The organism is Blastococcus brunescens (assembly GCF_035320885.1).
GTDB lineage: Bacteria > Actinomycetota > Actinomycetes > Mycobacteriales > Geodermatophilaceae > Blastococcus_B > Blastococcus_B brunescens.
In genome coordinates this window covers 3,957,154-3,980,501 of sequence record NZ_CP141261.1, presented here as the reverse complement: position 1 = coordinate 3,980,501, position 23,348 = coordinate 3,957,154, and the positions used below count along the sequence as shown (strand labels likewise).

Here is a 23,348-nt window from a genome sequence, read left to right as displayed (position 1 = left end):
CAGGGAGTGAGCATCACAGCGAGCGCCAGCGAGCGAGGAGCGGAGCGACCGCGGAGGCGACTGATGTCGTGGACCGAGGAGTGGAACGAGTCCGGAGTCGAGCAATGAGCGCACGCGTGGACAAGGTCGTGGTCAGCGGGGTCTTCTCCCTCGACGGGCAGGACTTCGACGTCGACAACAACGTCTGGCTCGTCGGGGACGACGACGAGGTGCTCGTCATCGACGCCCCGCACGACGCCGCGCCGATCGTCGAGGCGATCGGCGGCCGGAAGGTCACCGCGATCGTGCTCACCCACGGGCACAACGACCACATCACGGCCGCGCCCGCCCTCCGGGAGGCCACCGGCGCGCCGATCTGGTTCAACGACCAGGACCGCATGCTCTGGGACATGACCCACCCGGATGTCGCCCCGGACCGGGACCTTGCCCCCGGCACCCGGTTCACGGTCGCCGGGACGACGCTCACCGCGCTGCACACCCCGGGTCACTCGCCGGGCAGCACCTGTCTGCACGCCCCGGACCTGACGACGGTCTTCACCGGCGACACGCTGTTCTGCGGCGGGCCGGGAGCGACGGGGCGGTCGTTCAGCGATCACCCGACGATCGTGCGGTCGATCCGGGCCCAGCTCCTGAGCCTGCACGGCGACACGGTGGTGCGGACCGGGCACGGTGACGACACGACGATCGGCGTCGAACTGGGCAACGTCCCGGCGTCGTAGCGGCCGGCGCGGACATCGGCGCCGGGCCGGTCAGTGCCCGTTCGTCTCGTCCGACTCCGGCGACCGGTCCTGCGGCTCCGCGCCGGTGCGCTCGAGACGCTGGCGCAGGGCCGCGACGTTCAGCGCGATGTCCTCGAGCGCTTCGACGGCACGCGTCGCGAGCGCGAAGGTCAGGTTCTCCCGCCGCTCCTCGGGGCTGGGCTCGGGGGACGCCGCGCGGCATGGCGCGTCGCGTCCGCCCACGGCTCGTCGTCACGACGCGGCTCGTCGAAGAACTGGCGCAACATCCGCTGTGCCATCTCGAGGAATTCCCGCGGGTCGGGCCCGTTGGCTGCCATTCCGTGCCAACGCCTCACCACCGGTCGGAGTTCCGGGGCGGCCGGACGCGCCGGTGACCGGCAACACTCCGCCGCGGTGGGACCGGTGGCGTCGCGCCGGTAGTCTCGTGGGGTGCCTCGCGGTGATGGACGGCTGACGCACGACCTCGACCCCCAGAATCCCGGTCCCCAGGACGCCTGTGGCGTCTTCGGTGTCTGGGCGCCGGGTGAGGAGGTCGCGAAGCTGACCTATTTCGGTCTGTACGCCCTCCAGCACCGCGGTCAGGAGGCGGCGGGCATCGCGGTGTCCGACGGCGCCTCCGTGGTGGTCTACAAGGATCTCGGCCTGGTGAGCCAGGTGTTCGACGAACCGACCCTGGGCAGCCTGCGCGGACACATCGCCGTCGGCCACACCCGCTACTCCACGACCGGCGCCTCGACGTGGGAGAACGCCCAGCCGACGTTCCGGACCACCTCGGCGGGGACCGGCCTGGCGCTGTGCCACAACGGGAACCTGGTCAACACCGCGGAGCTGGCCAGCAAGGCCGCCGACGCCGGTGTGCCCGGCGCCTTCGTCGCGACGAACGACTCCGACCTGGTGACCGCGCTGATCGCGGCCCGTCCCGACATCTCGGTCGAGGCAGCGGCCATGGAGGTGCTGCCGCAGCTGCGCGGCGCCTTCAGCTTCGTGTTCATGGACGAGGACACCCTCTACGCCGCCCGCGATCCGCAGGGCGTGCGCCCGCTGGTGCTGGGCCGGCTGGAGCGCGGCTGGGTGGTGGCCAGCGAGACGGCGGCGCTGGACATCGTCGGCGCCTCCGTCGTCCGCGAGGTGGAGCCGGGCGAGCTGATCGCCATCGACGAGAACGGGCTGCGCAGCCAGCACTTCGCGGTCGCCGAGCCCAAGGGCTGCGTCTTCGAGTACGTCTACCTCGCCCGCCCCGACACCACGATCTCCGGCCGGGCGTGCACGCCGCCCGCGTCGAGATCGGCCGGCGGCTGGCCAAGGAGCACCCGGTCGAGGCCGACCTGGTCATCCCGGTCCCCGAATCCGGCACCCCGGCCGCGGTCGGGTACGCCGAGGCATCCGGCATCCCCTACGGCCTGGGCCTGGTCAAGAACTCCTACGTGGGGCGCACGTTCATCCAGCCCAGTCAGACGATCCGGCAGCTGGGCATCCGGCTGAAGCTCAACCCGCTGCGCGACGTCATCCGGGGCAAGCGCCTCGTCGTCGTCGACGACTCGATCGTGCGCGGCAACACCCAGCGCGCCCTGATCCGGATGCTGCGCGAGGCCGGCGCCGTGGAGGTGCACGTCCGGATCGCCTCGCCGCCGGTGAAGTGGCCCTGCTTCTACGGCATCGACTTCGCCAGCCGGGCCGAACTGGTGGCCAACGGCCTGGAGGTCGACGGCGTGCGGGCCTCGATCAACGCCGACTCCCTCGGCTACGTCTCCGAGCAGGGGCTCATCGCGGCGACGGAGCAGCCTGCGAACCGGCTGTGCACCGCCTGCTTCACCGGCGAGTACCCGATCCCGCTCGGAGAGTCCGAGATCTTCGGCAAGCACGTGCTTGAGGGCATCGGGCGCACGCCGCTGCCGATGGCCATGTCCACGTCGATGCCGCGCGACGACCAGCGCTCCGTGAGCGGCTGGACCGGCCAGCAGGCCGGTAGCGCCAGCGTCCCCGGTGGGGCCGAGGACGCGCTCCGGCGTCCATGAACGACGTCGCCCCGGCGGGAAGCCGCGAGTTCACGTACGCCGCCTCCGGCGTCGACATCGACGCCGGCGAACGCGCGGTCACCCTGATGAAGGCGGCGGTCGAGCGGACCAACCGTCCCGAGGTGGTCGGTGGGCTGGGCGGGTTCGCCGGGCTGTTCGCGCTGGACACGGCCAAGTACCGGAAGCCGCTGCTGGCCTCGTCGACCGATGGCGTCGGCACCAAGATCGCCCTGGCCCGGCAGCTGGACCGGCACGACACCGTCGGCATCGACCTGGTCGCCATGGTCGTCGACGACCTGGTCGCCTGCGGTGCCGAGCCGCTGTTCCTCCAGGACTACGTCGCCTGCGGCAAGGTCGTCCCCGAGCGGATCGCCGCGATCGTCACCGGCATCGCCGCGGGCTGCACCCAGGCCGGTGCGGCACTGGTCGGCGGGGAGACCGCCGAGCACGGCGACCTCATGGACGCCGACGAGTACGACCTGGCGGCCACGGCCGTGGGCGTGGTCGAGGCCGACGCCGTCCTGGGCCCGGAGCGGGTGCGCGAGGGCGACGCGGTGATCGCGATGGCGTCGTCCGGCTTCCACTCCAACGGCTACTCCTGGTGCGCCGGGTGGTGAGCGCCGCGGGACTGGACCTGCACGCCGTCCCGGCCGGCCTGGACCGGCCGCTGGGGAGGAGCTCCTCGAGCCCACCCGCATCTATGCCCGCGACTGTCTCGCGCTGGTGACGGAACTCGGCGTGGAGGGCGTGCACGCCTTCGCGCACATCACCGGCGGCGGGCTGGCCGGCAACACCGCGCGGGTCGTCCCCGACGGACTGGAGGCGGTGCTCGATCGCGCCACCTGGGCCCTGCCTGCCGCGGTCCGGCTCATGGAGGAGCACGGCGTCCCGCGGGAGGAGTCCGAGCGCGCCTTCAACTGCGGGGTCGGCATGATCGCCGCGGTCGCCCCGGAGGTCGCCGACGCGGCTGTCGCGCAGCTGGCCGCCGCCGGCGTCCCGGCGTGGGTCGCCGGAGAGATCCGGGCCGGCGCCGGCACGAGCGCACGCCTGGAGGGCACCTACCGCTGAGGCCGGCAGGCCCAGCTACGGCCGCTGGCCGCGCAGGCGAGGACGCCGCAGTTCCTGGCGGACCTGCGGCGTCCTCGATCAGGCGCTGGGTGTCAGCGGATCAACGCGGGCTGGCGGCCCAGTCGTCGTCCGCGTCACCGTCCGACCAGCGGTCGGCGTACTCGTCCTCCTCGTCGTCGTCGTCGGTCGCCCGGGCAGGGGCGGTGTATGACGACGGGCCACCGGTGAGTTCCTTCTGCAGGGCAGAAAGGTCGGTGTTGGGTGAGCTGTACTTGAGCTCACGGGCCACGCGTGTCTGCTTGGCCTTCGCTCGGCCGCGCCCCATCGGCTCGACCCCTCGCTACGGAGTGCGGGAGTCCAGCCCCGGGCTGGAACGGCCCGCGTGGCGACCCCGACTGAGTGACAATGTCGTGGCCAACCTTACGACACGGATCGGCGGGGAGCACACGTCCCTCCCTCCGACGGGCATGGCGTCGCCCCCGAGGGCGACGCCGGGCTCCTCCCGCCGGGTGAGCGGCCGTTGCGCGTCCATCGGGAACGCCGTGGAATCGCCCGGCCGCTGTCGACCGGCCGGACGTCAGCGCGGGAGACGGATGGTGGCCAGCCGGCCCACCGAGCTGATGCGCTCCTCCGCGAGCCGGTCGGCCGCGAGGGCGGGGAGACGCCCTCCTCGTCGGCCGCGGCGAACACCCGCAGCGCGACGCCGAAGATGCCCTCCGCCTTCGCCTTCGCCCGGTCGAAGGAGAAGCCGTGCCGCTCGTCCTCGACCTGGATGACCCCGCCGGCGTTCACCAGGTAGTCGGGTGCGTAGAGGATCCCCCGAGCGCGCAGCTGCTCGGCGGCCTCGGCCGTGGCCAGCTGGTTGTTCGCCCCGCCGCAGACGATGCGGGAGGGCAGCGCCGCCACCGTGTCGGCGTCCAGGGCGCCGCCGAGGGCGTTGGGCGAGTAGACGTCGTGCGGCGTGCGCACCAGCGTCGCGGTGTCGGCCACCGCCCTCACCTGCGGGTGGCGCCCTGCACCCGCTCGACGGCGGCCGGGTCGACGTCGGTGACCACGACGTCCGCGCCGTCGTCGACCAGGTGGCCGATCAGGTGCGAGCCGACCTTGCCGGCTCCGGCCACGGCCACGGTGCGGCCGGCCAGCGACCGCGAGCCCCAGCAGTGCTGGGCCGCCGCCTGCATGCCGAGGAAGACGCCGTACGCGGTCAGCACCGAGGAGTCGCCGCAGCCGCCGTAGGCCTCCGACCGGCCGTGGGCGAACCGGGTCTCCCGCGCCACGACGTCGAGGTCGGCGTTGTACGTCCCGACGTCGCACGCCGTGAGGTACCGCCCGCCCAGCGCCTCGACGAACCGGCCGTACGCGCGCAGCAGGGCCTCGGTCTTGTCGGTGGCCGGATCCCCGATGATCACGGCCTTGCCGCCGCCGAGGTCGAGCCCGGCCAGGCTGTTCTTGTACGACATGGCGGCCGACAGGCGCAGCGCGTCGGCGACCGCGGCCTCCTCGCTCGCGTAGGGGTAGAAGCGGGTGCCGCCCAGCGCGGGGCCCAGTGCCGTGGAGTGGACGGCGATGACCGCCCTCAGCCCCGACTCGGCGTCGCTGCAGAAGACGACCTGTTCGTGACCCGAGCTCAGAATCTCCACGCCAGGAGGGTAGATCGCACCGGACCCGTCGCCCGTCCGGAGCATCGTGCGCGGGTCCATCGGCGTGCCCCGGCCGCTGCGAGGCATGATTCCCCGGAAACCGGCGGGGGCGAGGGAGCTCCCGCGAGCACAGGAGGACTCCCATGGCCCGACCCCGCCGTCTGCTGTCGATCGTGGTGGCCGCGCCGCTGCTCCTCGCCGCGTGCACCACCGACGGCGGCGAGTCGGGCGGGAACGACGCCGGCAGCACCGGCGCGGCCGGCGACCTGGCCTTCTCCGTCATCACCCACGGTTCGGCCGGCGACGCGTTCTGGGACGTCGTGCAGAACGGCGCCGAGGCGGCGGGGGAGGACCTCGGGGTGTCGGTGGACTACCAGAGCGACGGCGACCCGCAGCGCCAGGCGCAGCTCATCGACGCGGCGGTCAACCAGGGGGTGGACGGCATCGTGGTCTCGATGGCCAACCCCGACGCCCTCCAGGACTCGGTCGAGGCGGCGGTGGACGCGGGGATCCCCGTCGTCACCATCAACTCCGGGGGTGAGCGCTCGGTCGAGTTCGGCGCCATCGGGCACGTCGGCCAGGACGAGGGGATCGCCGGTCAGGGCGCCGGCCGCGAGCTCGCCGACGCGGGTGCCTCCACCGTGCTCTGCGTCGTCCACGAGGCCGGCAACATCGGGCTGGAGCAGCGCTGCTCGGGTGCGTCGGAGGGCCTGGGCAGCCCGGTGACGTCCCTGCAGGTCGACATCAACGACCTGCAGGGCGCCCAGTCGACGATCACCTCGCAGCTGCAGAGCGACCCGGGGATCGACGCGGTGCTGACCCTGAACTCCGCCGTCGCCGCGGTGGCCGTCGAAGCGGCCGCCGACGCCGGCTCCGAGGCGCAGGTGGCCACCTTCGACCTGAACGCCGACGTCATCAGCGGCATCCAGGAGGGCGACATCGCGTTCGCGGTCGACCAGCAGCAGTACGAGCAGGGCTACCTGCCGATCGTGATGCTGAAGCTCTACGCGGAGAACCTCAACACCGTCGGCGGCGGGCAGCCGGTCCTCACCGGCCCGGGGATCGTCGACGAGAGCAACGTCGACGAGATCGCCGACCTGGCCTCGGCCGGCACGCGCTGAGCACGCGCGAGAAGGCGGCCGGGGCGCCGCCGACCCCGGCCGGGGGCGGGCCGACGAGCGGCTGACCGCGGCCGGCCCGTTGCGCCGGCTGCTGGTCAAGCCGGAGCTCGGTGCGCTCATCGGGGCGGTGGCCGTCTTCACCTTCTTCGCCGTCCAGTCGGAGGTGTTCCGCTCGGCGCGGGGCGTGGCGAACTGGCTGGACCCGGCCTCGACGCTGGGCATCATGGCGGTCGCCGTGGCGCTGCTGATGATCGGCGGCCACTTCGACCTCTCCGCCGGTGTCATGGTCGGGACGACGGCGCTGACGGTGGGCATCGTGGCCGTCGAGTTCCGGCAGAACCTGTGGGTCGCGATCGCCGTCGCCCTGGTCGTGGCCCTCGCGATCGGCTTCTTCAACGGCTGGCTGGTCACCCGCACCCGGCTGCCCAGCTTCATCATCACGCTGGGCACCTTCCTCATGCTCCAGGGCCTGAACCTGGGCCTGACCAAGTTGTTCACCAGCACCGTCACCGTGGGTGGGATCGACGACGTGCCCGGGTACGCCGCGGCGGAGTGGGTGTTCGGCTCGCGGCTGAGCATCGCCGGCACCGAGTTCCGGGTGGCGATCCTCTGGTGGATGCTGTTCACGGCGCTGGCCACCTGGGTGCTGCTGCGCACCCGCTTCGGCAACTGGGTGTTCGCCACCGGCGGGGACGAGGTGGCCGCGCGCAACGTGGGCGTCCCCGCCCGCCGCACCACGATCACGCTGTTCATGACGACGGCGGCCGCCGCCTGGTTCGTCGGCGTGACGCTGGCGGTCCGGCTGACCTCGGTGCAGGCCAACACGGGTATCGGGCAGGAGCTGATCTACATCGTGGCCGCGGTCATCGGCGGCTGCCTGCTCACCGGCGGCTTCGGCTCGGCCGTCGGGGCATCGCTCGGGGCGCTGATCTTCGGCATGACCCAGCTGGGCATCCCCTACCTGCGCTGGGACGCCGACTGGTTCTACTTCTTCCTCGGCGCGATGCTGCTGCTCGCCGTGCTGACCAACCGGCTGGTCCGCCGCTACGCCGAGGCGGCGAGACGATGAGCGAGGCGCTGGGCGGGGCGGTGGCCGTACCCGGAGCCCCGCCGCTGCTGGAGCTGCGCGACGTCGGCAAGGACTACGGCTCGGTGATCGCGCTCGACGGGATCACCACCACCGTGCGCGCCGGCGAGGTCACCTGCGTGCTGGGCGACAACGGCGCGGGGAAGTCGACGTTGATCAAGATCCTTTCCGGGGTGCACCGCCCGGACCGGGGCGAGGTGCTGCTCGACGGGCAACCGGTGTCGTTCGGGGCGCCGCGGGATGCGCTGGACGCCGGGATCGCGACCGTCTACCAGGACCTCGCGATGATCCCGCTGATGGCGATCTGGCGGAACTTCTTCCTCGGTGCCGAGCCGACCCGGGGTGGGGCCCGTTCCGGCGCTTCGACGCGGCCGCGGCGCGGAGACCACCCGCCGCGCGCTGGCCGAGATGGGCATCGACCTGCGCGACCCCGACCAGCCCGTGGGCACCCTGTCCGGCGGTGAGCGCCAGTCCGTCGCGATCGCCCGGGCGGTGCACTTCGGTGCGCGGGTGCTGATCCTGGACGAGCCGACGTCCGCGCTCGGGGTCAAGCAGGCCGGGGTGGTCCTGCGGTACGTGGCCCAGGCGCGCGACCGGGGGTGGGGGTCGTGCTGATCACGCACAACCCGCACCACGCCTATCCGGTGGGCGACCGCTTCCTGCTGCTCAACCGGGGGCGCAGCCTCGGGTCGTTCGCCAAGGGGGACGTGGACCGGGACGAGCTGACCCGCCTCATGGCCGGCGGCGCAGAGCTCGATCAGCTGGCACACGAGCTGGAGCGCCCGACCTCCTGACCGCAATGTCGACATACCGACAGTCGCGGGACGGTCACTGATCGTTCTGGCCACGGTGCGTCATCTGTTCCGCGTGTTGCCTTTGTGACTCATGGTGATGCTGCGACTCTCGCTGGGCACTGACGCCCACCCTCTTCCCCAGGGAGCGAGCCATGTTCCAGCGCCGACCGTCGCGAGCGGCGACGCCGACGGGTCCCGGTCGCCCGGCTGCCCGCCGGGCGGTCGTGGGCCGCAGGGCACATCCCGTACGGACCGTCCTCACGGCCGTCGTCACCGGCGCCGTGCTGCTGGGAACCGCCGGGCCCGCCTCTGCCGTGCCCGCGCCGCCGCCGAACCCGAGCGACGGCCAGCTGGGCGCTGCGCGGGCGGAGCAGGACGCCGCTGCGGCCGAGGTGGGCCGGATCGCCGCGCTCGTCGCCGGCGCGGAAGCCGAGCTGGAGAAGGTCGGCGTGCTGGCAGAGGCCGCCGGGACGGCCTACATGCTGGCCGAGGACGCGCTGCTGCAGGCCCAGGAGATCGCCGCCCGCACCGCGGCGGAACTGCAGGCCGCGGCCGACGCCGTCGCCGCGTCCCAGGCCCGCATCGCACTCTTCTCCCGGGACAGCTACATGAAGGGCTCGCAGCTGTCCACGACGGCGGCCCTCCTGGACTCGGCCGGCCCCGGTGAGCTGATCCAGAACGCCGCGATGCTCGACTACGTGGCCGACAACCAGGTCGATGTGCTCACCGAGCTCGAGGTGGCGAAGGTCGCCCAGGCCAACGCCGACTCCACCGCCCGTGCCGCCCGCGACGAGATGGCCGCCGCGGAGGAGGCCGCCGAGGCGGCCAAGGTCGCGGCCGACCGCCAGCTGGCCGCCCAGCAGGGGCCTACGAGCAGGTGGCCGCGCAGAAGACGCAGTACGAGGGGCAGCTCCAGGCGGCGCAGATCCGTCTGCTGGAGCTGCAGGGCGCCCGCGACGCCTACCAGCAGTGGGTCGCCCAGAAGCAGGCCGAGGAGGCGGCAGCCGCCCGCGCCGCGCAGGAAGCCGCAGCGCGCGCGGCCGCGGCGGCGGCCGCCGCCGCCGCGAACAGCGGCGGCGGTGGCGGCGGCGGTGGCGGCGGCGGTGCCGGCGGCGGTGGTGGCGGCGGTGGTGGTGGCGGGTCCTACGTCGCGCCGACCTCGGGCCGGGTGAGCAGCTGCTACGGCGCACGCTGGGGGTCACCCACTACGGCGTCGATGTCGCCGCCCCGATCGGCACGGCCGTCCGTGCCGCGGCCTCCGGGGTGGTCAAGCGGGCAGGCGCGGCCACCGGCTTCGGCCAGGCCGTCTACATCCTCGGGGACGACGGCTACGTGACCGTCTACGGGCACGTGAACCGGTACTTCGTCTCCTACGGGGAGCGGGTATCGGCCGGTGAGGTGATCGCCGAGGTGGGCAACCGCGGTCAGTCGACCGGCCCGCACCTGCACTTCGAGGTGCACCGCAACGGGCAGATGTACAGCCAGCAGATCAACCCGGTGCCCTGGCTGAACGCACGAGGCGTCTACCTCGGCGGCTGCGGCGGCTGAACCCGGGCACCGAGCGGTCCCCTGCCGCTGGGCAGGGGGACCATTGCTCAGCTGGTGGGGGCGGCGGGCTCCGTCGAGTCGACCCCGAGGCCGCACTCGGTGGCGAGGTAGTTCTGGACGTTGGTCGCCGACGTCGTCAGCTGCCCGATGATCTCGGTGCTCCGCTGCTGGAGCTCGGCTGCGCTGGCGGGGTCGGTCACGTCGACCGAGGCGAAGGCCTGCGCGAACTGCTCGATGCCGTCGGCCAGGGCCGCCCAGTCGCTCTCGAGCTCGCTGGGGGCTCGATGCCGCGGACGTCGTCGGCGGCCTGCTGCAGGGCCGTGGCCAGGGCAGCGGGATCGTCGCCGCCCCCGGTGAACGCCGGCTCGACCTGCTCGAAGGCGGCCTGGGCCTCGGTGCAGAACTCGGAGTTCTCGGGCTCGGCGCTGGTGGTCGTCTCGGCGGCACTGGAGCTGCTGCTGCTGCTAGCGCTCGTCTCCGGGGACGCCGAGTCCTCGTCGTCGGAGCCTCCGCAGGCGGTGAGCAGGACGACGGCGGCGGCGAGGAGAGGCCGCCGCGGCAGACGGTGAAGGATCGACGCATGGCCGCGAGGTTAGTCGCCGGATGCGCACCTGTGCAGCCATCCCGATAGCGTGCCCGACGTGGACGCCCCGGCTGACCCGCGCGCCTCGTGGACCCTGCCCGCCCCGGGAGAGATGGCCCGGTCGGCGGACCTGGAGCCACTGGTGTCCCGCGTCCTGGCACCCAACCCGTCGGGCATGACGCTCGACGGCACCAACACCTACGTCGTCGGTGAGCCCGGGAGCGGCCAGGCGGTGCTCGTCGACCCCGGGCCCGACGACGTGGTGCACCTCGCGGCGGTCGAGGCCGTGCTGGCCGCGAGGGACGCGCGCTGCGTCGCCGTCCTGGTCACCCACCACCACGGGGACCACGCGGAGGCCGCCCTCCCGTGGGGCGGGCACTTCGGTGCCCCGGTCGCCGCGGCCGGTCCCGAGGTGGCCGGGGCCGGCGGACGGGTGCTCGAGCACGGGGAGCGCCTGAGCCTGGCCGGCACGACGATCGGTGTCGTCGCCACCCCGGGCACACCCGCGACCACCTGGCCTTCCGGCTGGAGTCCGGCGCCGTGCTCGTCGGCGACCACGTCCTGGGCCGTGGCACGTCGGTCGTCACGCACCCGGAGGGGACGTCGTCGCGTACCTGGAGTCGCTGCGCCGGGTGCACGACCTCGGTCCGAACGCCCTGTACTGCGGGCACGGACCGGAGCTCACCGAGGACCCGGGGGCGGTGCTCGAGTACTACCTGGCCCACCGGGCGTTCCGGGAGCACCAGCTGCTCGCCGTCCTCGGACGGGGGCCGGCCGGCGTCGACGCGCTGGTCGCCGAGATCTACGCCGAGGTGCCGCGCGCCGTCTGGCCGGCCGCGGCGCAGTCCACGCGGGCGACCCTGGACAAGCTCCTCGCGGAGGGACGGGTGGAGGAGACCGGGGACGACACGGTCCGCCTGGCATGAGCGACGTGCCCGTCCTCTCGGCCGCCGACAGCGAGCGGGACCAGCGTCGCGCGGCGGCCGCGCTGGCCGCCGCCGGGGTGCGGGCGGGTGACCGGCTCCTGGTGTCCGCGACCGCCTCGCCGGCGCTCCTCGCCGTCGTCCTCGGCGCGCTGCGCACCGGGATCGTGCCGGTGGTCCTCGATCCCGGCCTGCCACCGGCCGAACGGGCAGCCCTGGCAGAGGACGCCGACCCGGCGCTGGACGCCGGGACCGACCCGGCCGGTCTGCTGACCGGGACGGCCGAGGCCGAGCTCGCCGACGTTCCCCTCGCGCGCCCCATGCACTACACGTCCGGGACGACGGGACGGCGCAAGGGCGTCTGGTCCGGCGTCCTGGCGGAGGACTCCGCCCGGGCACTGGCGGCGGAGGAGATCGAGCTGTGGGGCTTCGCGCCCGGCGATCGGCACCTGGTGCTCTCCCCGCTGCACCACAGCGCGCCCCTGCGCTTCGCGATCCACACCCTGCAGGCCGGCGGAGCGGTGCTGCTGCCCGGCCCGTTCGACGTCGGCCGGGCGGTGGAGGCGATCGCCACACTGCGCCCGACGACGACGTTCTGCGTGCCGACCCACCTCCAGCGCCTGCTCGGGCACGTGGACGACTGGTCGTCGTTCCGCCGCCTCGTGCACGCCGGCGCCCCCTGCCCGGAACCGCTCAAGCGGGCGGTGCTCGACGAAGCCCCAGAGGGCAGCGTCTGGGAGTTCTACGGCTCCACCGAGGCCCAGTTCACCGTGTGCTCACCCGACGACTGGCGGGCGCATCCGGGCAGCGTGGGGCGCGCCCGGCCCGGACGCCGGCTGGAGACCGACGAGCGCGGCCAGCTGTGGTGCGCCGTCCCGCCGTGGGCCCGGTTCGAGTACTGGCGGGCGCCGGAGAAGACCGCGGCCGCCTGGCGGGGTGACCTGGTCACCGTCGGCGACCTCGGCCGCGTGGACGACGACGGCGTGGTCTGGCTGGTCGGCCGCCGCGAGGACCTGGTCATCTCCGGCGGGGTCAACGTGTACCCGGCGGAGGTCGAGGCCGTGCTCGACGCGCACCCGGACGTCGTGGAGAGCGCGGTCTTCGGCGTGCCCGACGAGGAGTGGGGCCAGCGGGTCGTGGCGGCCTACGTCGGGACCGCCGATCCGGGTGAGCTCGGCTCGTGGGCCCGCGAGCGGCTGGGGGCGGCGAAGCGGCCGAAGGCGCTGCACCGGCTGGACGACCTCCCGCGCACCTCCACCGGCAAGGTCCGCCGGCTCGACCTGCCCGGCGTGCTGGGGTCGGCGGGCGTTCCGGGCGGGGCCGATGGCTGAGTCGTGGGACGTCGTCGTCGTCGGCGCCGGGACCTCCGGCTGCGCGGTGGCGGCCCGGCTGTCCGACGCCGGCCGACGGGTCCTCCTGCTCGAGGCGGGTGCCGACCACCGGCACCCGGAGGACTTCCCGGCCGAGCTCCGGGACCCCGCCATGATGCGCGCCTCCGTGCCGGGTCATCCGGCGAACTGGGACCTCGAGGCGGAGCTGGTCCCCGGCCGGCACACCCGGGTTCCGCGGGGCCGCGTGAGCGGGGCTCGAGCGCCCTCTACGCCGGCTCGTTCATCCGCGGCACGCGGGCGGACTTCGACGGCTGGGCCGCGGCGGGGAACGACCAGTGGTCCTACGACGCCGTCCTCCCCGCGTTCTGCCGGCTCGAGGCCGACGCCGACTTCGGGAACCGGCCGGGGCACGGGGCCGACGGGCCGGTGCCCGTCGTCCGGCCCCGCGCCGGACACCCCTGGCCGACGCGTTCGCCGCGGCCGCCGACGAGCTCGGCCACCCGGCGGAGCCGGACAAGAACGCCGACGGCCCGCCGGGCTACGGGCCGGTGCCGCTCACCGTCTCCGAGGGCGTGCGGATCAACACCGCGATGGCCTATCTCTCGCCCCGCCGCGGCCGTCCGGGCCTGTCCGTGCGGGGTGGGGTGCGCGTGCTCCGGGTGGTCGTCGACGGCGGCCGCGCGGTGGGCGTGGAGACGACGGACGGGATCGTGCGGGCCGCGGAGGTCGTGCTCTCGGCCGGCGCCGTCTGCACTCCGCACCTGCTGCTGCTCTCGGGCATCGGCCCCGCCGACGAGCTGCGATCGGTGGGGCAGACCGTCGTGGCCGACCTGCCGGGGGTCGGGGCGGGCGCCACCGACCACCCGGTGGTCTACGTGGGCTTCCGGCCGGTCCGCCCGGTGCCGCTCGAACCGGGCCGGCCACCGCTGCACGGGGTCCTGCACGCGACGTCCGCAGGGGCCGCCCGCCCCGGCGACCTGGAGCTCCTGCCCTGGCTCGCCCCGTTCAGCGCGATCACCGGAGCGGCCCCGGCCGGTGACGATCCGGCGATCGGGGTCGCGCTCCAGTGCGCGGAGAGCCGCGGCCGGCTCTCGCTCGCCTCCGGCGACCCGCGTGAGCAGCCACGCCTGGAGTACCGGTACCTGACCGAGGAGAGCGACCGCCGGAGGATGCGGGACGGCGTCCGGCTGGCGGTCGCCCTCCTGCGGGCCGGGGCGCTCGCTCCCCTCGTGGTGCCCGGTGGCCCGCCGCCCGCCGTGCTGGATCGGGACGCGGAGCTGGACCGCTGGGTGCGGACGCACCTGACCACCGCCGTGCACCTGGCGGGCACCGCCCGCATGGGGCCCGAGGACGACCCGGGGGCGGTGGTCGACCAGTGGCTCCGGGTCCGGGGCGTGGCCGGCCTGCGGGTCGCCGATGCCTCGGTGATGCCGGAGGTGACCTCCAGGGGCCGGCCGCGACCGCCGTGATGCTGGGGGAGCGGGCAGCGGAGCTGATGACCGCCGGCTGACGGCGGATCAGCCGAACGGGAAGTCCGGGTCGTCGAAGGGATCCGGCTCGGCGGGCAGCTGCTCGGGGCCCGGGACGTCCGGGGCAGCGTCCGGCGGCGGGGGCGCCGGCGGCGCGGGCTCGCTGGGGGCGGCGGAGCGGGCTCGCGCGGGGGCGGTGGAGCGGGCCGCGGCGGCGGGGGCGGCGTGGGGTCCTCGAGCGGGATGCCCGGGGGCGGGAAGGGTACGGGCGCCTGGGCCGACAGGATCGGCAGCATGGCGGCGCGCCAGATCGGCGCGGCGAGCCTGCCGCCGTACCCGCCGAGGTCCTCGTTCCGCTTCGGGTTCAGGACCATGACGCTCGCCGCGTACTGCGGGGTGTAGCCGACGAAGGCCACCGAGTAGCGGTTCTGGCTGGTGCCGGTCTTCCCGGCGATCGGGTGGCCCGGGATCGCGGCCCGGGTGCCCGTGCCGATCGGCAGGGCGGTGTCGCCGACCAGGATCTGGTTGAGCGTGGTCGCGACGTCGGGTCGCACCGCCTCTGGCGTGCAGGTGCTGCCGACGGGCAGCGGTGCGCCGTCCGGGCCGGTCAGCGGTGCGCCGGAGCGGTCCAGGATCTCGGTCACCGGCGTGGGGGTGCAGTGGGTCCCGGAGGCGGCGAGAGTGGCGTAGGCGTTGGCGAGGGCGAGCGGGCTGGTCGCCTCCGCCCCGAGGGTGAAGGAGCCGCGGTTCTCCCCGATGACCTGGTCGGCGACGGGGTCGAGGGAGAACAGTCCCATCCGCTGCGCCGTCCGGACCGGGCCCTCGACGCTGCCGAGCTGGTCCTCGAGGGCGACGAAGTAGGTGTTCGACGACCGGATCAGCGCCTCGGTCATGTCGAGCCTCGGCGGATAGCGCCCGGCGTTGTGCACGACGTAGGGGTCCCGGCCGTTCTTGTACACCCGGGACACGTAGGGGTCGCTGGTGGTGATCGTGTGCCACGGCGGGATCCCGCGCTCGAGCGCGGCGGCGGCGACGAAGACCTTGTAGGTGGACCCGGCGCCCTGGCTGGCGACCAGGTTGAGGTTGACCGACTCCTGCGTCGGATCGGCCGCGTCGTAGCCGAACCGCCGGTTGACGCTCATGGCCAGGACCTTCCCGGTCCCCGGCTCCACGGCCGTGAACATCCCGGCCAGCGGGTCCTCCAGGGCCAGGCTCGCCGTGACGGCCTGGTCGGCGGCCAGCTGCAGATCCGGTCGCAGGGTGGTCCGGATGATGAGGCCGCCCTCCTCCAGCTGCGTCTGGGTGAGCCCGAGCGTCCCGGTCAGGTGCCGCTGCAGGTAGTCGCAGAAGAACGCCCCCACCACCGCGTCGACGCAGCCGTTGCGTGGCGGGTCCGTGGGGGCGACCTGGACGGGCTGGCCGAGATGGGCGCCCAGCTCCTCGTCGGTGATGTGCCCGAGCGTGTGCATGCGCTGCAGGACCTGGTCCCGCCGGATCCGCGCCCCTCCGGGTTGGCCACGGGGTCGTCGTTGGCCGGTGTCTGCACCAGGCCCGCGAGCATCGCGGCCTGCGGCAGCGTGAGGTCGGCGGCACTGACGCCGAAGTACCGCTGGGCCGCGGCCTGGACGCCGTAGGCGCCCCGGCCGAAGTACACGATGTTGAGGTAGCGGGTGAGGATCTCCGTCTTCGAGTACCGGCGCTCCAGGGCGAGAGCCAGCCGGGCCTCGCGGAGCTTGCGGCCGATGCTCTCCTCGGTGGCGGCCAGCCGTTCCTCCGCCGTTCCGGCCGTCTGCAGCAGGGTCTGCTTGACCAGCTGCTGGGTGATCGTCGAGCCGCCCTCCATGACGCTGCCGGCCATCAGGTTGCGCATCAGGGCCCGGGTGGTGCCCTCGACGTCCAGCCCGCGGTGCTCGTAGAAGCGCGAGTCCTCGATGTCGACCAGGGCCCGCTTCATCACCTCGGCGATGGCCTCGGCGGGGACCGGGGTCCGGTTGTGCCGGTAGAAGTGCGTGATCGGGGAGCCGTCGGCGGCGAAGACCGTCGACATGCCCGCCGGCGTGCTCTCGCCGAGCTCGAGGGGCAACGGCGCGAGCAGGTCGGCGTTGGACCGGACGACGAGACCGGGACCCAGGAACCAGGGGAGCAGGAGCGCGGCCACCAGTGCTCCTGCGAGAGGGACGGCCACGAACAGCAGCAGTCTGGCGGCACGCAGCCGGGGTCGGTCCGGTCCGCCCGCCATCGACCACCTCGTCCGTCCTGACGCCGCCTGAGGTCAGGGTGCTGGCGTCATCCTGCGCTCAGCAGACGTTCCGGAACAGCGGTTCCTGAATGCGTGACCGAGGCGTTACCGAATCGTCCCGGCGGCGCGTGCGCGCAGCCGCCGGGACGTCGGGGTCAGCGGATCGCGGGGATCTCGTTCGTGGTGGTGGCCGAGAGGGGCGACCAGGCGTCGGGGTGCGGGCGTCCGGCGTCCACGACCCAGGAGGAGGTCCGCGCGGGCGTGCCGGCGGCGCGGGTCTGCGGCCGGCCGCTGAGGCTCACGATCAGGGCGAGGAGGACCAGGAGTCCGACCAGGACACCGCCGATGACCAGGAGCGTGGAGAGCATGGGCACAACGTATTGCGGGGGACCGATCCGTGTCAGCGACCCGCTCCGGCAGATGTCACCGAAGATCGGCGGTGGCTTGCGCACCATTAGCCGCTTGACGGCGGGGGCGCAGGGCGCCGGCTCGGCATGACCCGCCACCGGGCCTGCTGCTCGCGCCGCTGCCCCCGGCCGACGGGGGCGGGGTCGCAGCCGTGTCTCGCCGGCGCATCCCGGGGTAGGAGCGCCTCGTGGGGACCGGAGGACGACGGGCAACAGCGGTGGCGCGGGGAGCCGGTGTCCTGGTGGCGGTGCCGCTGGGGGCGATCGCCCGCTGGCGCGGCGGCAAGCCGATGCACCCGCGGGGCGCGGTGTTCGACGCGGTCCTGGAACGGCGCGGGAGCTCCGTCGAGTGGGGGTGCCCTGGCTGGACGAGCCGGGGACCGACCGCGGGGTGGCTCGGCTCTCGCGCGGAGCGGGCCTCCCCGCCCGGCTGCCGGACCTGCTCGGCCTCGCCGTCCGGGTGCCCGGGGACGGGAGCCCTGTCGATCTGCTGCTGAGCACCACCGGCGAGGGGCGGGTGACCCGGTTCGTCCCCGTCCTGCGGCGCGACGCCGCGGCCGTCCACTCCTCGATCATGGGCTACCGCTCCGACGCCGGGACCGTGCGACTGGCCGCCTTCCCCGAGGTCGCCCACCTGCCCTCCGAGCCACGTCCGCTCGCCCGGGAGGTGGCCGCGCACGACGGGCTGTGCTTCACCCTCGCGGCCGCGCACGGCCTCGGCGAGTGGCAGCCGTTCGCCCGACTCGCGCTGACGGCGCCGTCGTCCCCGCTGGATCCCGACGTCCGGTTCGACGCCGTCCACAATCCGCCACCGGGCCTGGTGGCCGACGGCCCCATGGCCCGGTTCCGGGCGCCGGCCTACGCCCGGGCGCGCGCGGCGAGCCGCTAGGCGGCGCTGACGGCCAGACCGGAGTCGAGCAGCTTCCAGGGATCGGCCGCGGCCCCTTCCGCGCGGGCGGCCCGCTCCGCGGCATCCCCGAGCGCGTCCCGGATGCCGTCGGCGAGCTGGTCGACGAGCGGGCGGAGCATGGGCCACACGGCGATCCCGAGCGCGACGCGCAGGGCGTCGGCCGCGCCGCGGAGCCGGGCCGCGATCCCAGCGTCGCCCTCGAGCAGCGCGAGGCCGGCCAGCCCGTCGAGGCAGTAGGCCAGGCCCTCCCGGTCCTGCGCTGCGCGGTGCAGCGCCGCCGCCTCGGCCAGCCGTGCACGTGCCCCGGCCGCGTCCCCGGCCATCAGCGCGTCGAGTCCCAACTGGTCGAGGAGCGTCGCCACGAGGTGCTCGTCGCCGAGCTGCCGGGCGAGCCCCAGCGCCTCCTCGTGCGCGCGGACGGCTCCGGCCACGTCGCCGGACAGCAGCGCGGCGTCGCCGTGCGGCACGAGGGCGAAGGCCACCGACCAGGTGTCGCCGCTGCGCCGCAGCGCCGCGACCGCCTCCTCGTACATTGCCGGCAGACCGGGATCGGCGGCAGGGCGCGTCATGGCCAGCGCCACGAGGCCGAGGCCGAGCAGCCGGGGTCGTCGTGCCGACGGGCGTCCTCCACCACGGTGGCCAGCAGGGGCGCCGCCTCCCGCACCCGCCCCAGGGCGATCCGCATGGTGCCGCAGGCCCACCGGAGAAGGGCGGCGGAGTCGGGGGACAGGTCGGCCGCGGACGGCAGCCGGGCGGTCTGCTCGGCGACCTCGGCCATCGGCACCAGCAGACCGCGAGCCCACCACCAGCGCGCCAGCGGCGCGGTGAGGGCCACGGCCAGCCCGGCCCGATCGGTGGCCACCGCCCAGCGGACCGCGTCCTGCAGGTCGGCCGTCTCGGCGTCGAGCCGGGCGAGCCAGAGCCGGCGGTCGGGCCCGGAGAGTCCCTCGCCCGCGGCCGCGCTGACCGTCGCGAGATGCCGGGCCCACCGCTCGCGGGTGGCCGTCTCCTCACCGCGCTCCCGAAGTCGCTCGGCGGCGAAGGCCCGGACCACCTCCAGCATCCGGAACCGCGGCTCCTCCTCCCCGGTGTCGGTCGGCGCGACCAGGCTGTGCCCGACGAGGGTGGACAGGACCTCCGGGACGTCCAGGTCCCCGTCGACGGCCCCGACCGCCTCGGCGGTGTCGATGGTGGCGCCCGCGGAGCACACCGACAGCCGGGCCAGCAGCGCCCGTGCGTCGTCGTCGAGCAGGTCGTGGCTCCACGCCACCGTGGCCCGCAGCGTGCGCTGCCGGTCGGGCACGTCGACCTCCGCCGCCCGCAGGTCCAGAGTGCGGTCCAGCCGCCGCAGCAGGCGGGCCGGTGGCATGGTGCGCACCCGGGCGGCCACGAGCTCGATGGCCAGCGGCAGCCCTCCAGACGACGGACCAGGTCCACGACGGCGCCCGCGGTGCGCCGATCGAGGGCGAACGCCGGGTCGGCCTGCCGCGCGCGCTCCGCGAAGAGCTCGACGGCCGGGGCCCGGAGCGCCTCCGCGTGCACGTCCCCACCGCCGTCCGGGGGACGGCGAGCGGGCCGAGCGGGACGTCGTGCTCCCCCGCAGCCGCAGCAGGCTCCGGCTGGTCACGAGCAGCTGCGTCCGCGGGCAGCGGGCCAGGAGCACGCTCAGCTCGCCCGCGCTCGCCAGCACCCGCTCCAGGTTGTCGAGCAGCAGCAGCACCCGGCGTCCGGCCAGGCGGTCGGCGACCACCTCCAGGATCGGCCGGCGACCCTCCGCCTCGACACCGAGCGCGGCCGCGATCGCCCCGGGACGTCCGCGGGATCGCCGACGGCCTCGAGGTCGACCAACCAGACGGCGTCCCGCTCGGGGGCCAGCTCCTGCGCGGCGGCGGTCGCGAGGCGGGACTTGCCGATGCCCCCGGGCCGCTCACGGTCACCAGCCGTACCGCGGGATCCCGGAGCAGCCCGGTGACGAGCGCCCGCTCCGCCTGCCGGTCCACCAGGGCGGTCGCCGGGGTGGGCAGCCATCCGGCAGCGAGCCCCGGCAGGGAGGTGTCCGGGGGCGGCGAACCGCTCGGTGAGCAGGACCGCCAGATCGTCGGCCACCCGCTCGGCCAGGTCGTCGGCGTCCTCGTACGGGGTGGTCGAGGCGCCACTGTCGGCTTGCATCCGGGTGATCAGCGCGTCGAGGCGGGGCTCGCGGCCGGGTGCGCCGCGGCGGACGTAGAGCAGCCGCGGCCGGCCGGCGGAGAGGTCGTACTCGTCCTCCAGCCCCGAGATGCCCATGTCCGGTGCGATCCAGCCGTACCGTTCCCCGTAGATGCCCACGAAGACGTCGCTCTGGTCGAGGTAGGCCCGGTACAGCGGGCGGGGTGGATGGGCCCGGGCACCGAGGTCGAACATGACCGGCGTCAGATGCAGCCGGGTGACGGCCGCCCGGACGGCGGCCCGCTCCGGGGCGAGCTCCTCGAGGGTGGAGGAGACGAACACCCGCAGCCGGCGGTCAGGGGTCGCGATCGTCCCGGGGACGTCGGGCTCGCGGAGATCGCCGGCCACGAGGCCTCCCGTCCACCGGATCGCCAGGAGGCGAGTGTAGGGACACCACCGGGGGCGGCAAAGGCGGTGACAGCCGGCGTGCGCGGTGGTTCGATCGTCCCGCCCGACCACCGCGCACGGGGGCTCGATACGGGAGGTTTCCCGTGGACCCTGCGCCCGCCACCGTCGACGTCCGGCGTGGACACCGCCCGGTGCACGCCGGGATGCGCACTCTGCTGGGTGCATTCGCCGTGCTGACCGCACTCGCGACCGGCGCGTTGTTCGTGCTCGCCGAGAACACCTCCGAGACGTTCGCGTGGACGATCCAGCCCCGCTCACCGCGGCGTTCATCGGCGCGGGGTACGCGGCCGGCTTCGTGCTGGTCGTGCTGTCGCTGCGGGACCCGGTGTGGGCGCACAGCCGCGTCCCGGTGCTGACGATCTTCGCGTTCGTCGTCCTCACGCTCGTGGCGACGCTCATGCACGTCGACCGCATGCACTTCGACGACGACTTCGGCAGCCTGGACCTCCTCGCCAGGGGCGCGGCGTGGTTCTGGCTGGCCGTGTACGTCGTCGTGCCGGTGGCGATGGCGGTCCTGCTCGTCCACCAGGAGCGGATGCCCGGCGATGACCCGCCGCCGCGGCACCCGGTCCCGGTGGCGCTACGCCTCGCGCTCGCCGTGGAGTCGGCCGTGTTGCTGGTCGTGGGCGCGCTCATCTACGTCCGACCGACGACGGCGGAGTCGGTGTGGCCGTGGCAGATGCCACCGTTCACCGCCCGCGTCGTGGCCGCATGGCTGGTGGCGTTCGGCCTGGCGACCGCGCTGGCGGCGGTGGCCGGGGATCTGCGGCGGCTGCGCACCGCGGCGATCGCCTACGCCGTCTTCGGGCTGCTCGTGCTCGTCGCAGTGGCGCGCTTCCCGGACATCCTCGACCGGGACCGCCCGGCCGCCTGGATCTTCGTCGCGATGGCAGTGGGCGTCGTCGGAACCGGCGCGGCCGGCTGGCGCATCGCGCCGGCGGGTGCCGCGCGGCCCGGACGGGACTGAGGACAGGGCATGGCCGAGGCGCTGCGGGCGGTCCTCGTCGTCGTCACCCGGGACGACCAGGCGCGCGACACGGTGACGGGGAGCTCGACCGCCGGTACGGCCGGGACTACGGGATCATCGCGTGCGCCGACCCGGCGGATGCGGGCGAGCGGTTGCGCTCGCTCGAGCTGCCCGTGGCGGCGCTGTTCGGCGGGATGGGCGGATCGGACCCGGACGGGCTGGCCACGCTGCGCGGCCTGCACCGGGAGCATCCCGGCTCGATGGCGGTCGCCGTCGTCCGGTGGGGCGACTTCGCGACCGCCCAGCCGATCTTCGAAGCGGTCACCCTCGGCCAGCTCGACCGGTGGCTGTACGTGCCCGAGGTGGTCGGTGACGAGGAGTTCCACCGGGCGGTCACCGAGGTGCTCGACGAGTGGTCGGCCCGGCAGGGAGGCGGCTTCGAGGCGGTGCGGATGATCGGGGACCGCTGGTCCGAGCGGGCCCAGCACCTCCGGGACACCTTCACTCGCAACCGGATCCCGCTGGGCTTCTACGACTGCGATTCCGCCGACGGACGGTCGATGCTGGCCGGGATGCACCTGGAGGAGCCCCGGCTGCCCGTCGTCCAGCTGCGGTTCCGCCCGGAGCGTCCGGTGCTGGAGGACCCCAGCGACCTCGACATCGCGGACGCCTTCGGTCTGCTGACCCCGCTGGACCCCGATGCAGTGTTCGACCTGGTCGTCGTGGGATCGGGACCGGCCGGGCTGGGCGCCAGCGTCTACGCGGCGTCGGAAGGTCTGCGCACCCTGGTGCTGGAGCCCGAGGCGATCGGTGGACAGGCGGGGACCAGCTCGCTGATCCGCAACTACCCCGGGTTCCCGACGGGGATCAGCGGCAACCGGCTCGCTTTCAGCGCCTACCTCCAGGCGTGGGCCTTCGGCAGCACCTTCCACTTCATGCGCTCGGCGCAGGGCGTGGTGGCCGACGACGGGATGCTCCGGCTGAACCTCAGCGACGGTGCCGCGGTCGTCAGCCGGACGGTCGTCGTGGCCACCGGTGCGGCGTGGCGGCGGATCGGGGTCCCGGAGCTGGAGGCGCTCGCCGGGCGCGGGGTGTTCTACGGTGCCGCCGTCAGCGAGGCACCGGCGATGCGCGGCCGGCACGTCTTCGTCGTCGGCGGCGGCAACTCGGCCGGCCAGGCGGCGGTGCACCTGTCCCGGTACGCGGACCGGGTCACGGTGCTGATCCGGCGGAGCTCGCTGACCGACACGATGTCGGACTACCTGATCCGTGAGCTGGACGCGCTGCCGAACGTGGAGGTCCGGCCACGGGTGCAGGTCGTGGGCGGCGCGGGCGGCGACTTCCTGGAGACGCTCACCATCCGCCACCTGGACACCGGCGCCGAGACGGTCGAGGCCGGCGTGCTGTTCGTGCTGATCGGGAGCGAACCGCGGACCGACTGGCTGGGCGGCGCCCTGGCGCGTGACCGCTGGGGCTTCCTGCTGACGGGCGCGCAGCTGCTGACCGAGGAGCCGCCGGCCCCTGGACGCTGGACCGGCCCCCGCGCTGCTGGAGACGAGCCTGCCGGGGGTGTTCGCCGCGGGCGATGTGCGGGCCGGGTCGGTCAAGCGCGTTGCCTCCGCCGTGGGGAGGGAGCGCTGGCGGTCACGCTGGTGCACGCACACCTCGCCGAGCTCGCCGGCGCCGCGCGCTGACGGTGAGGCCGCGGTCACCCGATGGAGGTGTTCGCGGATTGGCCGGCATGGGCGGTGGGTAGGGCGGATCCGACCGGCTCGAACCCCTGGCCGGGCGCTGAGACCGTCGAGCAGCACGCCGTGCTGTCGCAGTGCTCGACCCAGACGAGGAGCCGGACGACGCCTGTGATGCCCGCAGACCCCCTGAAGCCAGGGG

The 23,348-nt window shown here is 74.4% G+C and carries 28 protein-coding genes and 4 pseudogenes; 21 read left to right on the top strand and 11 right to left on the bottom strand.

Features of this window, described 5'->3' with window-relative positions; translation table 11 throughout:
• Positions 1-104: 104 nt before the first annotated feature.
• On the top strand, positions 105-719 hold the full coding sequence (locus tag U6N30_RS26760) for an MBL fold metallo-hydrolase (RefSeq protein ID WP_324274651.1): 615 nt from the start codon (positions 105-107) through the stop codon (positions 717-719).
• A gap of 30 nt (positions 720-749) precedes the next feature.
• Here U6N30_RS26760 and U6N30_RS26755 read toward each other — a convergent pair whose 3' ends face one another.
• Complete coding sequence (locus U6N30_RS26755; RefSeq protein ID WP_324274650.1) at positions 750-962, bottom strand: hypothetical protein; 213 nt, start codon at positions 960-962, stop codon at positions 750-752.
• Between the two features lie 207 nt (positions 963-1,169).
• Here U6N30_RS26755 and U6N30_RS26750 point away from each other — a divergent pair.
• The 4 genes and pseudogenes from U6N30_RS26750 to U6N30_RS26735 form a co-directional block, all read left to right on the top strand.
• Positions 1,170-1,778 (top strand): annotated as a pseudogene (locus U6N30_RS26750) (amidophosphoribosyltransferase); the annotation flags it as partial.
• Positions 1,779-2,002: 224 nt separating this feature from the next.
• Positions 2,003-2,755 (top strand): amidophosphoribosyltransferase, encoded by a 753-nt coding sequence (locus tag U6N30_RS26745; RefSeq protein WP_324274649.1) that lies wholly within the window; start codon positions 2,003-2,005, stop codon positions 2,753-2,755.
• Positions 2,752-3,372: a phosphoribosylformylglycinamidine cyclo-ligase gene (gene purM / locus U6N30_RS26740; RefSeq protein WP_324274648.1), complete on the top strand. Its 621-nt coding sequence runs from the start codon at positions 2,752-2,754 to the stop codon at positions 3,370-3,372. Before U6N30_RS26745 ends, purM begins: the two co-directional genes overlap by 4 nt.
• Before the next feature lie 106 nt (positions 3,373-3,478).
• On the top strand, positions 3,479-3,823 hold the full coding sequence (locus U6N30_RS26735) for an AIR synthase-related protein (protein WP_324274647.1): 345 nt from the start codon (positions 3,479-3,481) through the stop codon (positions 3,821-3,823).
• 100 nt (positions 3,824-3,923) lie between these two features.
• Here U6N30_RS26735 and U6N30_RS26730 read toward each other — a convergent pair whose 3' ends face one another.
• The 3 genes from U6N30_RS26730 to U6N30_RS26720 all read right to left on the bottom strand — a co-directional run bounded on the left by U6N30_RS26730 (position 3,924) and on the right by U6N30_RS26720 (position 5,463).
• Complete coding sequence (locus tag U6N30_RS26730) at positions 3,924-4,148, bottom strand: DUF3073 domain-containing protein (protein ID WP_324274646.1); 225 nt, start codon at positions 4,146-4,148, stop codon at positions 3,924-3,926.
• A 95-nt stretch (positions 4,149-4,243) separates the two neighbouring features.
• The gene (locus U6N30_RS26725) at positions 4,244-4,813 is read right to left on the bottom strand and encodes a Rossmann-fold NAD(P)-binding domain-containing protein (RefSeq protein WP_324274645.1); all 570 of its coding nucleotides are present in this window, start codon (positions 4,811-4,813) and stop codon (positions 4,244-4,246) included.
• 5 nt (positions 4,814-4,818) lie between these two features.
• Positions 4,819-5,463, bottom strand: a complete 645-nt coding sequence (locus tag U6N30_RS26720; RefSeq protein WP_324274644.1) for a Glu/Leu/Phe/Val dehydrogenase dimerization domain-containing protein — start codon at positions 5,461-5,463, stop codon at positions 4,819-4,821.
• A gap of 143 nt (positions 5,464-5,606) precedes the next feature.
• Here U6N30_RS26720 and U6N30_RS26715 point away from each other — a divergent pair, with 143 nt between their 5' ends.
• The 7 genes from U6N30_RS26715 to U6N30_RS26685 all read left to right on the top strand — a co-directional run bounded on the left by U6N30_RS26715 (position 5,607) and on the right by U6N30_RS26685 (position 10,013).
• Entirely contained in the window at positions 5,607-6,584 is a 978-nt protein-coding gene (locus U6N30_RS26715; protein ID WP_324274643.1) for a sugar ABC transporter substrate-binding protein, read from the top strand.
• 79 nt (positions 6,585-6,663) lie between these two features.
• Positions 6,664-7,653: an ABC transporter permease gene (locus tag U6N30_RS26710; RefSeq protein WP_324274642.1), complete on the top strand. Its 990-nt coding sequence runs from the start codon at positions 6,664-6,666 to the stop codon at positions 7,651-7,653.
• Positions 7,650-8,135 (top strand): ATP-binding cassette domain-containing protein, encoded by a 486-nt coding sequence (locus U6N30_RS26705; protein WP_324274641.1) that lies wholly within the window; start codon positions 7,650-7,652, stop codon positions 8,133-8,135. The genes U6N30_RS26710 and U6N30_RS26705 overlap by 4 nt, the downstream gene beginning before the upstream one ends.
• Positions 8,113-8,286 carry an ATP-binding cassette domain-containing protein gene (locus tag U6N30_RS26700; RefSeq protein ID WP_324274640.1) on the top strand — a complete coding sequence of 58 codons (174 nt, stop codon included), beginning with the start codon at positions 8,113-8,115 and terminating at the stop codon, positions 8,284-8,286. The genes U6N30_RS26705 and U6N30_RS26700 overlap by 23 nt, the downstream gene beginning before the upstream one ends.
• Complete coding sequence (locus U6N30_RS26695; RefSeq protein ID WP_324274639.1) at positions 8,280-8,465, top strand: hypothetical protein; 186 nt, start codon at positions 8,280-8,282, stop codon at positions 8,463-8,465. Before U6N30_RS26700 ends, U6N30_RS26695 begins: the two co-directional genes overlap by 7 nt.
• 152 nt (positions 8,466-8,617) lie before the next feature.
• Positions 8,618-9,637, top strand: coding sequence for a coiled-coil domain-containing protein (locus tag U6N30_RS26690; protein WP_324274638.1), 1,020 nt, complete (start codon positions 8,618-8,620; stop codon positions 9,635-9,637).
• Between the two features lie 4 nt (positions 9,638-9,641).
• On the top strand, positions 9,642-10,013 hold the full coding sequence (locus U6N30_RS26685) for a M23 family metallopeptidase (RefSeq protein WP_324278485.1): 372 nt from the start codon (positions 9,642-9,644) through the stop codon (positions 10,011-10,013).
• Between the two features lie 47 nt (positions 10,014-10,060).
• Here the strand turns inward: U6N30_RS26685 and U6N30_RS26680 are convergent, their stop codons facing one another.
• Positions 10,061-10,213 (bottom strand): hypothetical protein, encoded by a 153-nt coding sequence (locus U6N30_RS26680; protein ID WP_324274637.1) that lies wholly within the window; start codon positions 10,211-10,213, stop codon positions 10,061-10,063.
• Positions 10,214-10,297: 84 nt separating this feature from the next.
• On the opposite strand from U6N30_RS26680, the gene U6N30_RS26675 reads away from it, so the two are divergent.
• The 6 genes and pseudogenes from U6N30_RS26675 (at position 10,298) to U6N30_RS26650 (ending at position 14,319) form a co-directional block, all read left to right on the top strand.
• Positions 10,298-10,582 (top strand): hypothetical protein, encoded by a 285-nt coding sequence (locus U6N30_RS26675; RefSeq protein ID WP_324274636.1) that lies wholly within the window; start codon positions 10,298-10,300, stop codon positions 10,580-10,582.
• Positions 10,583-10,708: 126 nt separating this feature from the next.
• Positions 10,709-10,993, top strand: a pseudogene (locus U6N30_RS26670) (MBL fold metallo-hydrolase); the annotation flags it as partial.
• A gap of 235 nt (positions 10,994-11,228) precedes the next feature.
• Positions 11,229-11,522 carry a hypothetical protein gene (locus tag U6N30_RS26665; protein ID WP_324278484.1) on the top strand — a complete coding sequence of 98 codons (294 nt, stop codon included), beginning with the start codon at positions 11,229-11,231 and terminating at the stop codon, positions 11,520-11,522.
• Positions 11,519-12,850: a class I adenylate-forming enzyme family protein gene (locus U6N30_RS26660; RefSeq protein ID WP_324278483.1), complete on the top strand. Its 1,332-nt coding sequence runs from the start codon at positions 11,519-11,521 to the stop codon at positions 12,848-12,850. The genes U6N30_RS26665 and U6N30_RS26660 overlap by 4 nt, the downstream gene beginning before the upstream one ends.
• Positions 12,843-12,941 (top strand): annotated as a pseudogene (locus tag U6N30_RS26655) (NAD(P)-binding protein); the annotation flags it as partial. The gene U6N30_RS26660 and the pseudogene U6N30_RS26655, both read left to right, overlap by 8 nt.
• Positions 12,942-13,185: 244 nt before the next feature.
• Complete coding sequence (locus tag U6N30_RS26650; RefSeq protein WP_324278482.1) at positions 13,186-14,319, top strand: GMC family oxidoreductase; 1,134 nt, start codon at positions 13,186-13,188, stop codon at positions 14,317-14,319.
• Positions 14,320-14,672: 353 nt separating this feature from the next.
• Here U6N30_RS26650 and U6N30_RS26645 read toward each other — a convergent pair.
• From U6N30_RS26645 to U6N30_RS26635, 3 genes and pseudogenes are all read right to left on the bottom strand, one after another.
• Positions 14,673-15,461, bottom strand: a pseudogene (locus tag U6N30_RS26645) (penicillin-binding transpeptidase domain-containing protein); the annotation flags it as partial.
• A gap of 179 nt (positions 15,462-15,640) precedes the next feature.
• A complete protein-coding gene (locus U6N30_RS26640) occupies positions 15,641-16,504 on the bottom strand; it encodes a transglycosylase domain-containing protein (protein ID WP_324274635.1) in 864 nt (287 codons plus the stop codon).
• 209 nt (positions 16,505-16,713) lie between these two features.
• The gene (locus U6N30_RS26635) at positions 16,714-16,926 is read right to left on the bottom strand and encodes a hypothetical protein (protein ID WP_324274634.1); all 213 of its coding nucleotides are present in this window, start codon (positions 16,924-16,926) and stop codon (positions 16,714-16,716) included.
• Positions 16,927-17,320: 394 nt separating this feature from the next.
• Here U6N30_RS26635 and U6N30_RS26630 point away from each other — a divergent pair, with 394 nt between their 5' ends.
• On the top strand, positions 17,321-17,854 hold the full coding sequence (locus U6N30_RS26630; RefSeq protein WP_324274633.1) for a phosphodiesterase: 534 nt from the start codon (positions 17,321-17,323) through the stop codon (positions 17,852-17,854).
• On the opposite strand, the gene U6N30_RS26625 is transcribed toward U6N30_RS26630, so the two are convergent.
• Genes U6N30_RS26625 through U6N30_RS26615 form a run of 3 tightly spaced genes read right to left on the bottom strand, consistent with a single transcriptional unit; the run spans position 17,851 to position 20,431 of the window.
• The gene (locus U6N30_RS26625) at positions 17,851-18,456 is read right to left on the bottom strand and encodes a hypothetical protein (RefSeq protein ID WP_324274632.1); all 606 of its coding nucleotides are present in this window, start codon (positions 18,454-18,456) and stop codon (positions 17,851-17,853) included. The genes U6N30_RS26630 and U6N30_RS26625 overlap by 4 nt on opposite strands.
• Positions 18,441-19,625, bottom strand: coding sequence for an ATP-binding protein (locus U6N30_RS26620; protein WP_324274631.1), 1,185 nt, complete (start codon positions 19,623-19,625; stop codon positions 18,441-18,443). The genes U6N30_RS26625 and U6N30_RS26620 overlap by 16 nt, the downstream gene beginning before the upstream one ends.
• Positions 19,541-20,431, bottom strand: coding sequence for a DUF4062 domain-containing protein (locus U6N30_RS26615; protein ID WP_324274630.1), 891 nt, complete (start codon positions 20,429-20,431; stop codon positions 19,541-19,543). The genes U6N30_RS26620 and U6N30_RS26615 overlap by 85 nt, the downstream gene beginning before the upstream one ends.
• A gap of 295 nt (positions 20,432-20,726) precedes the next feature.
• Here U6N30_RS26615 and U6N30_RS26610 point away from each other — a divergent pair, with 295 nt between their 5' ends.
• Both U6N30_RS26610 and U6N30_RS26605 read left to right on the top strand, forming a co-directional pair.
• Entirely contained in the window at positions 20,727-21,458 is a 732-nt protein-coding gene (locus tag U6N30_RS26610) for a hypothetical protein (protein WP_324274629.1), read from the top strand.
• 152 nt (positions 21,459-21,610) lie between these two features.
• Positions 21,611-23,152 carry an NAD(P)/FAD-dependent oxidoreductase gene (locus U6N30_RS26605; RefSeq protein ID WP_324274628.1) on the top strand — a complete coding sequence of 514 codons (1,542 nt, stop codon included), beginning with the start codon at positions 21,611-21,613 and terminating at the stop codon, positions 23,150-23,152.
• Positions 23,153-23,348: the final 196 nt, after the last annotated feature.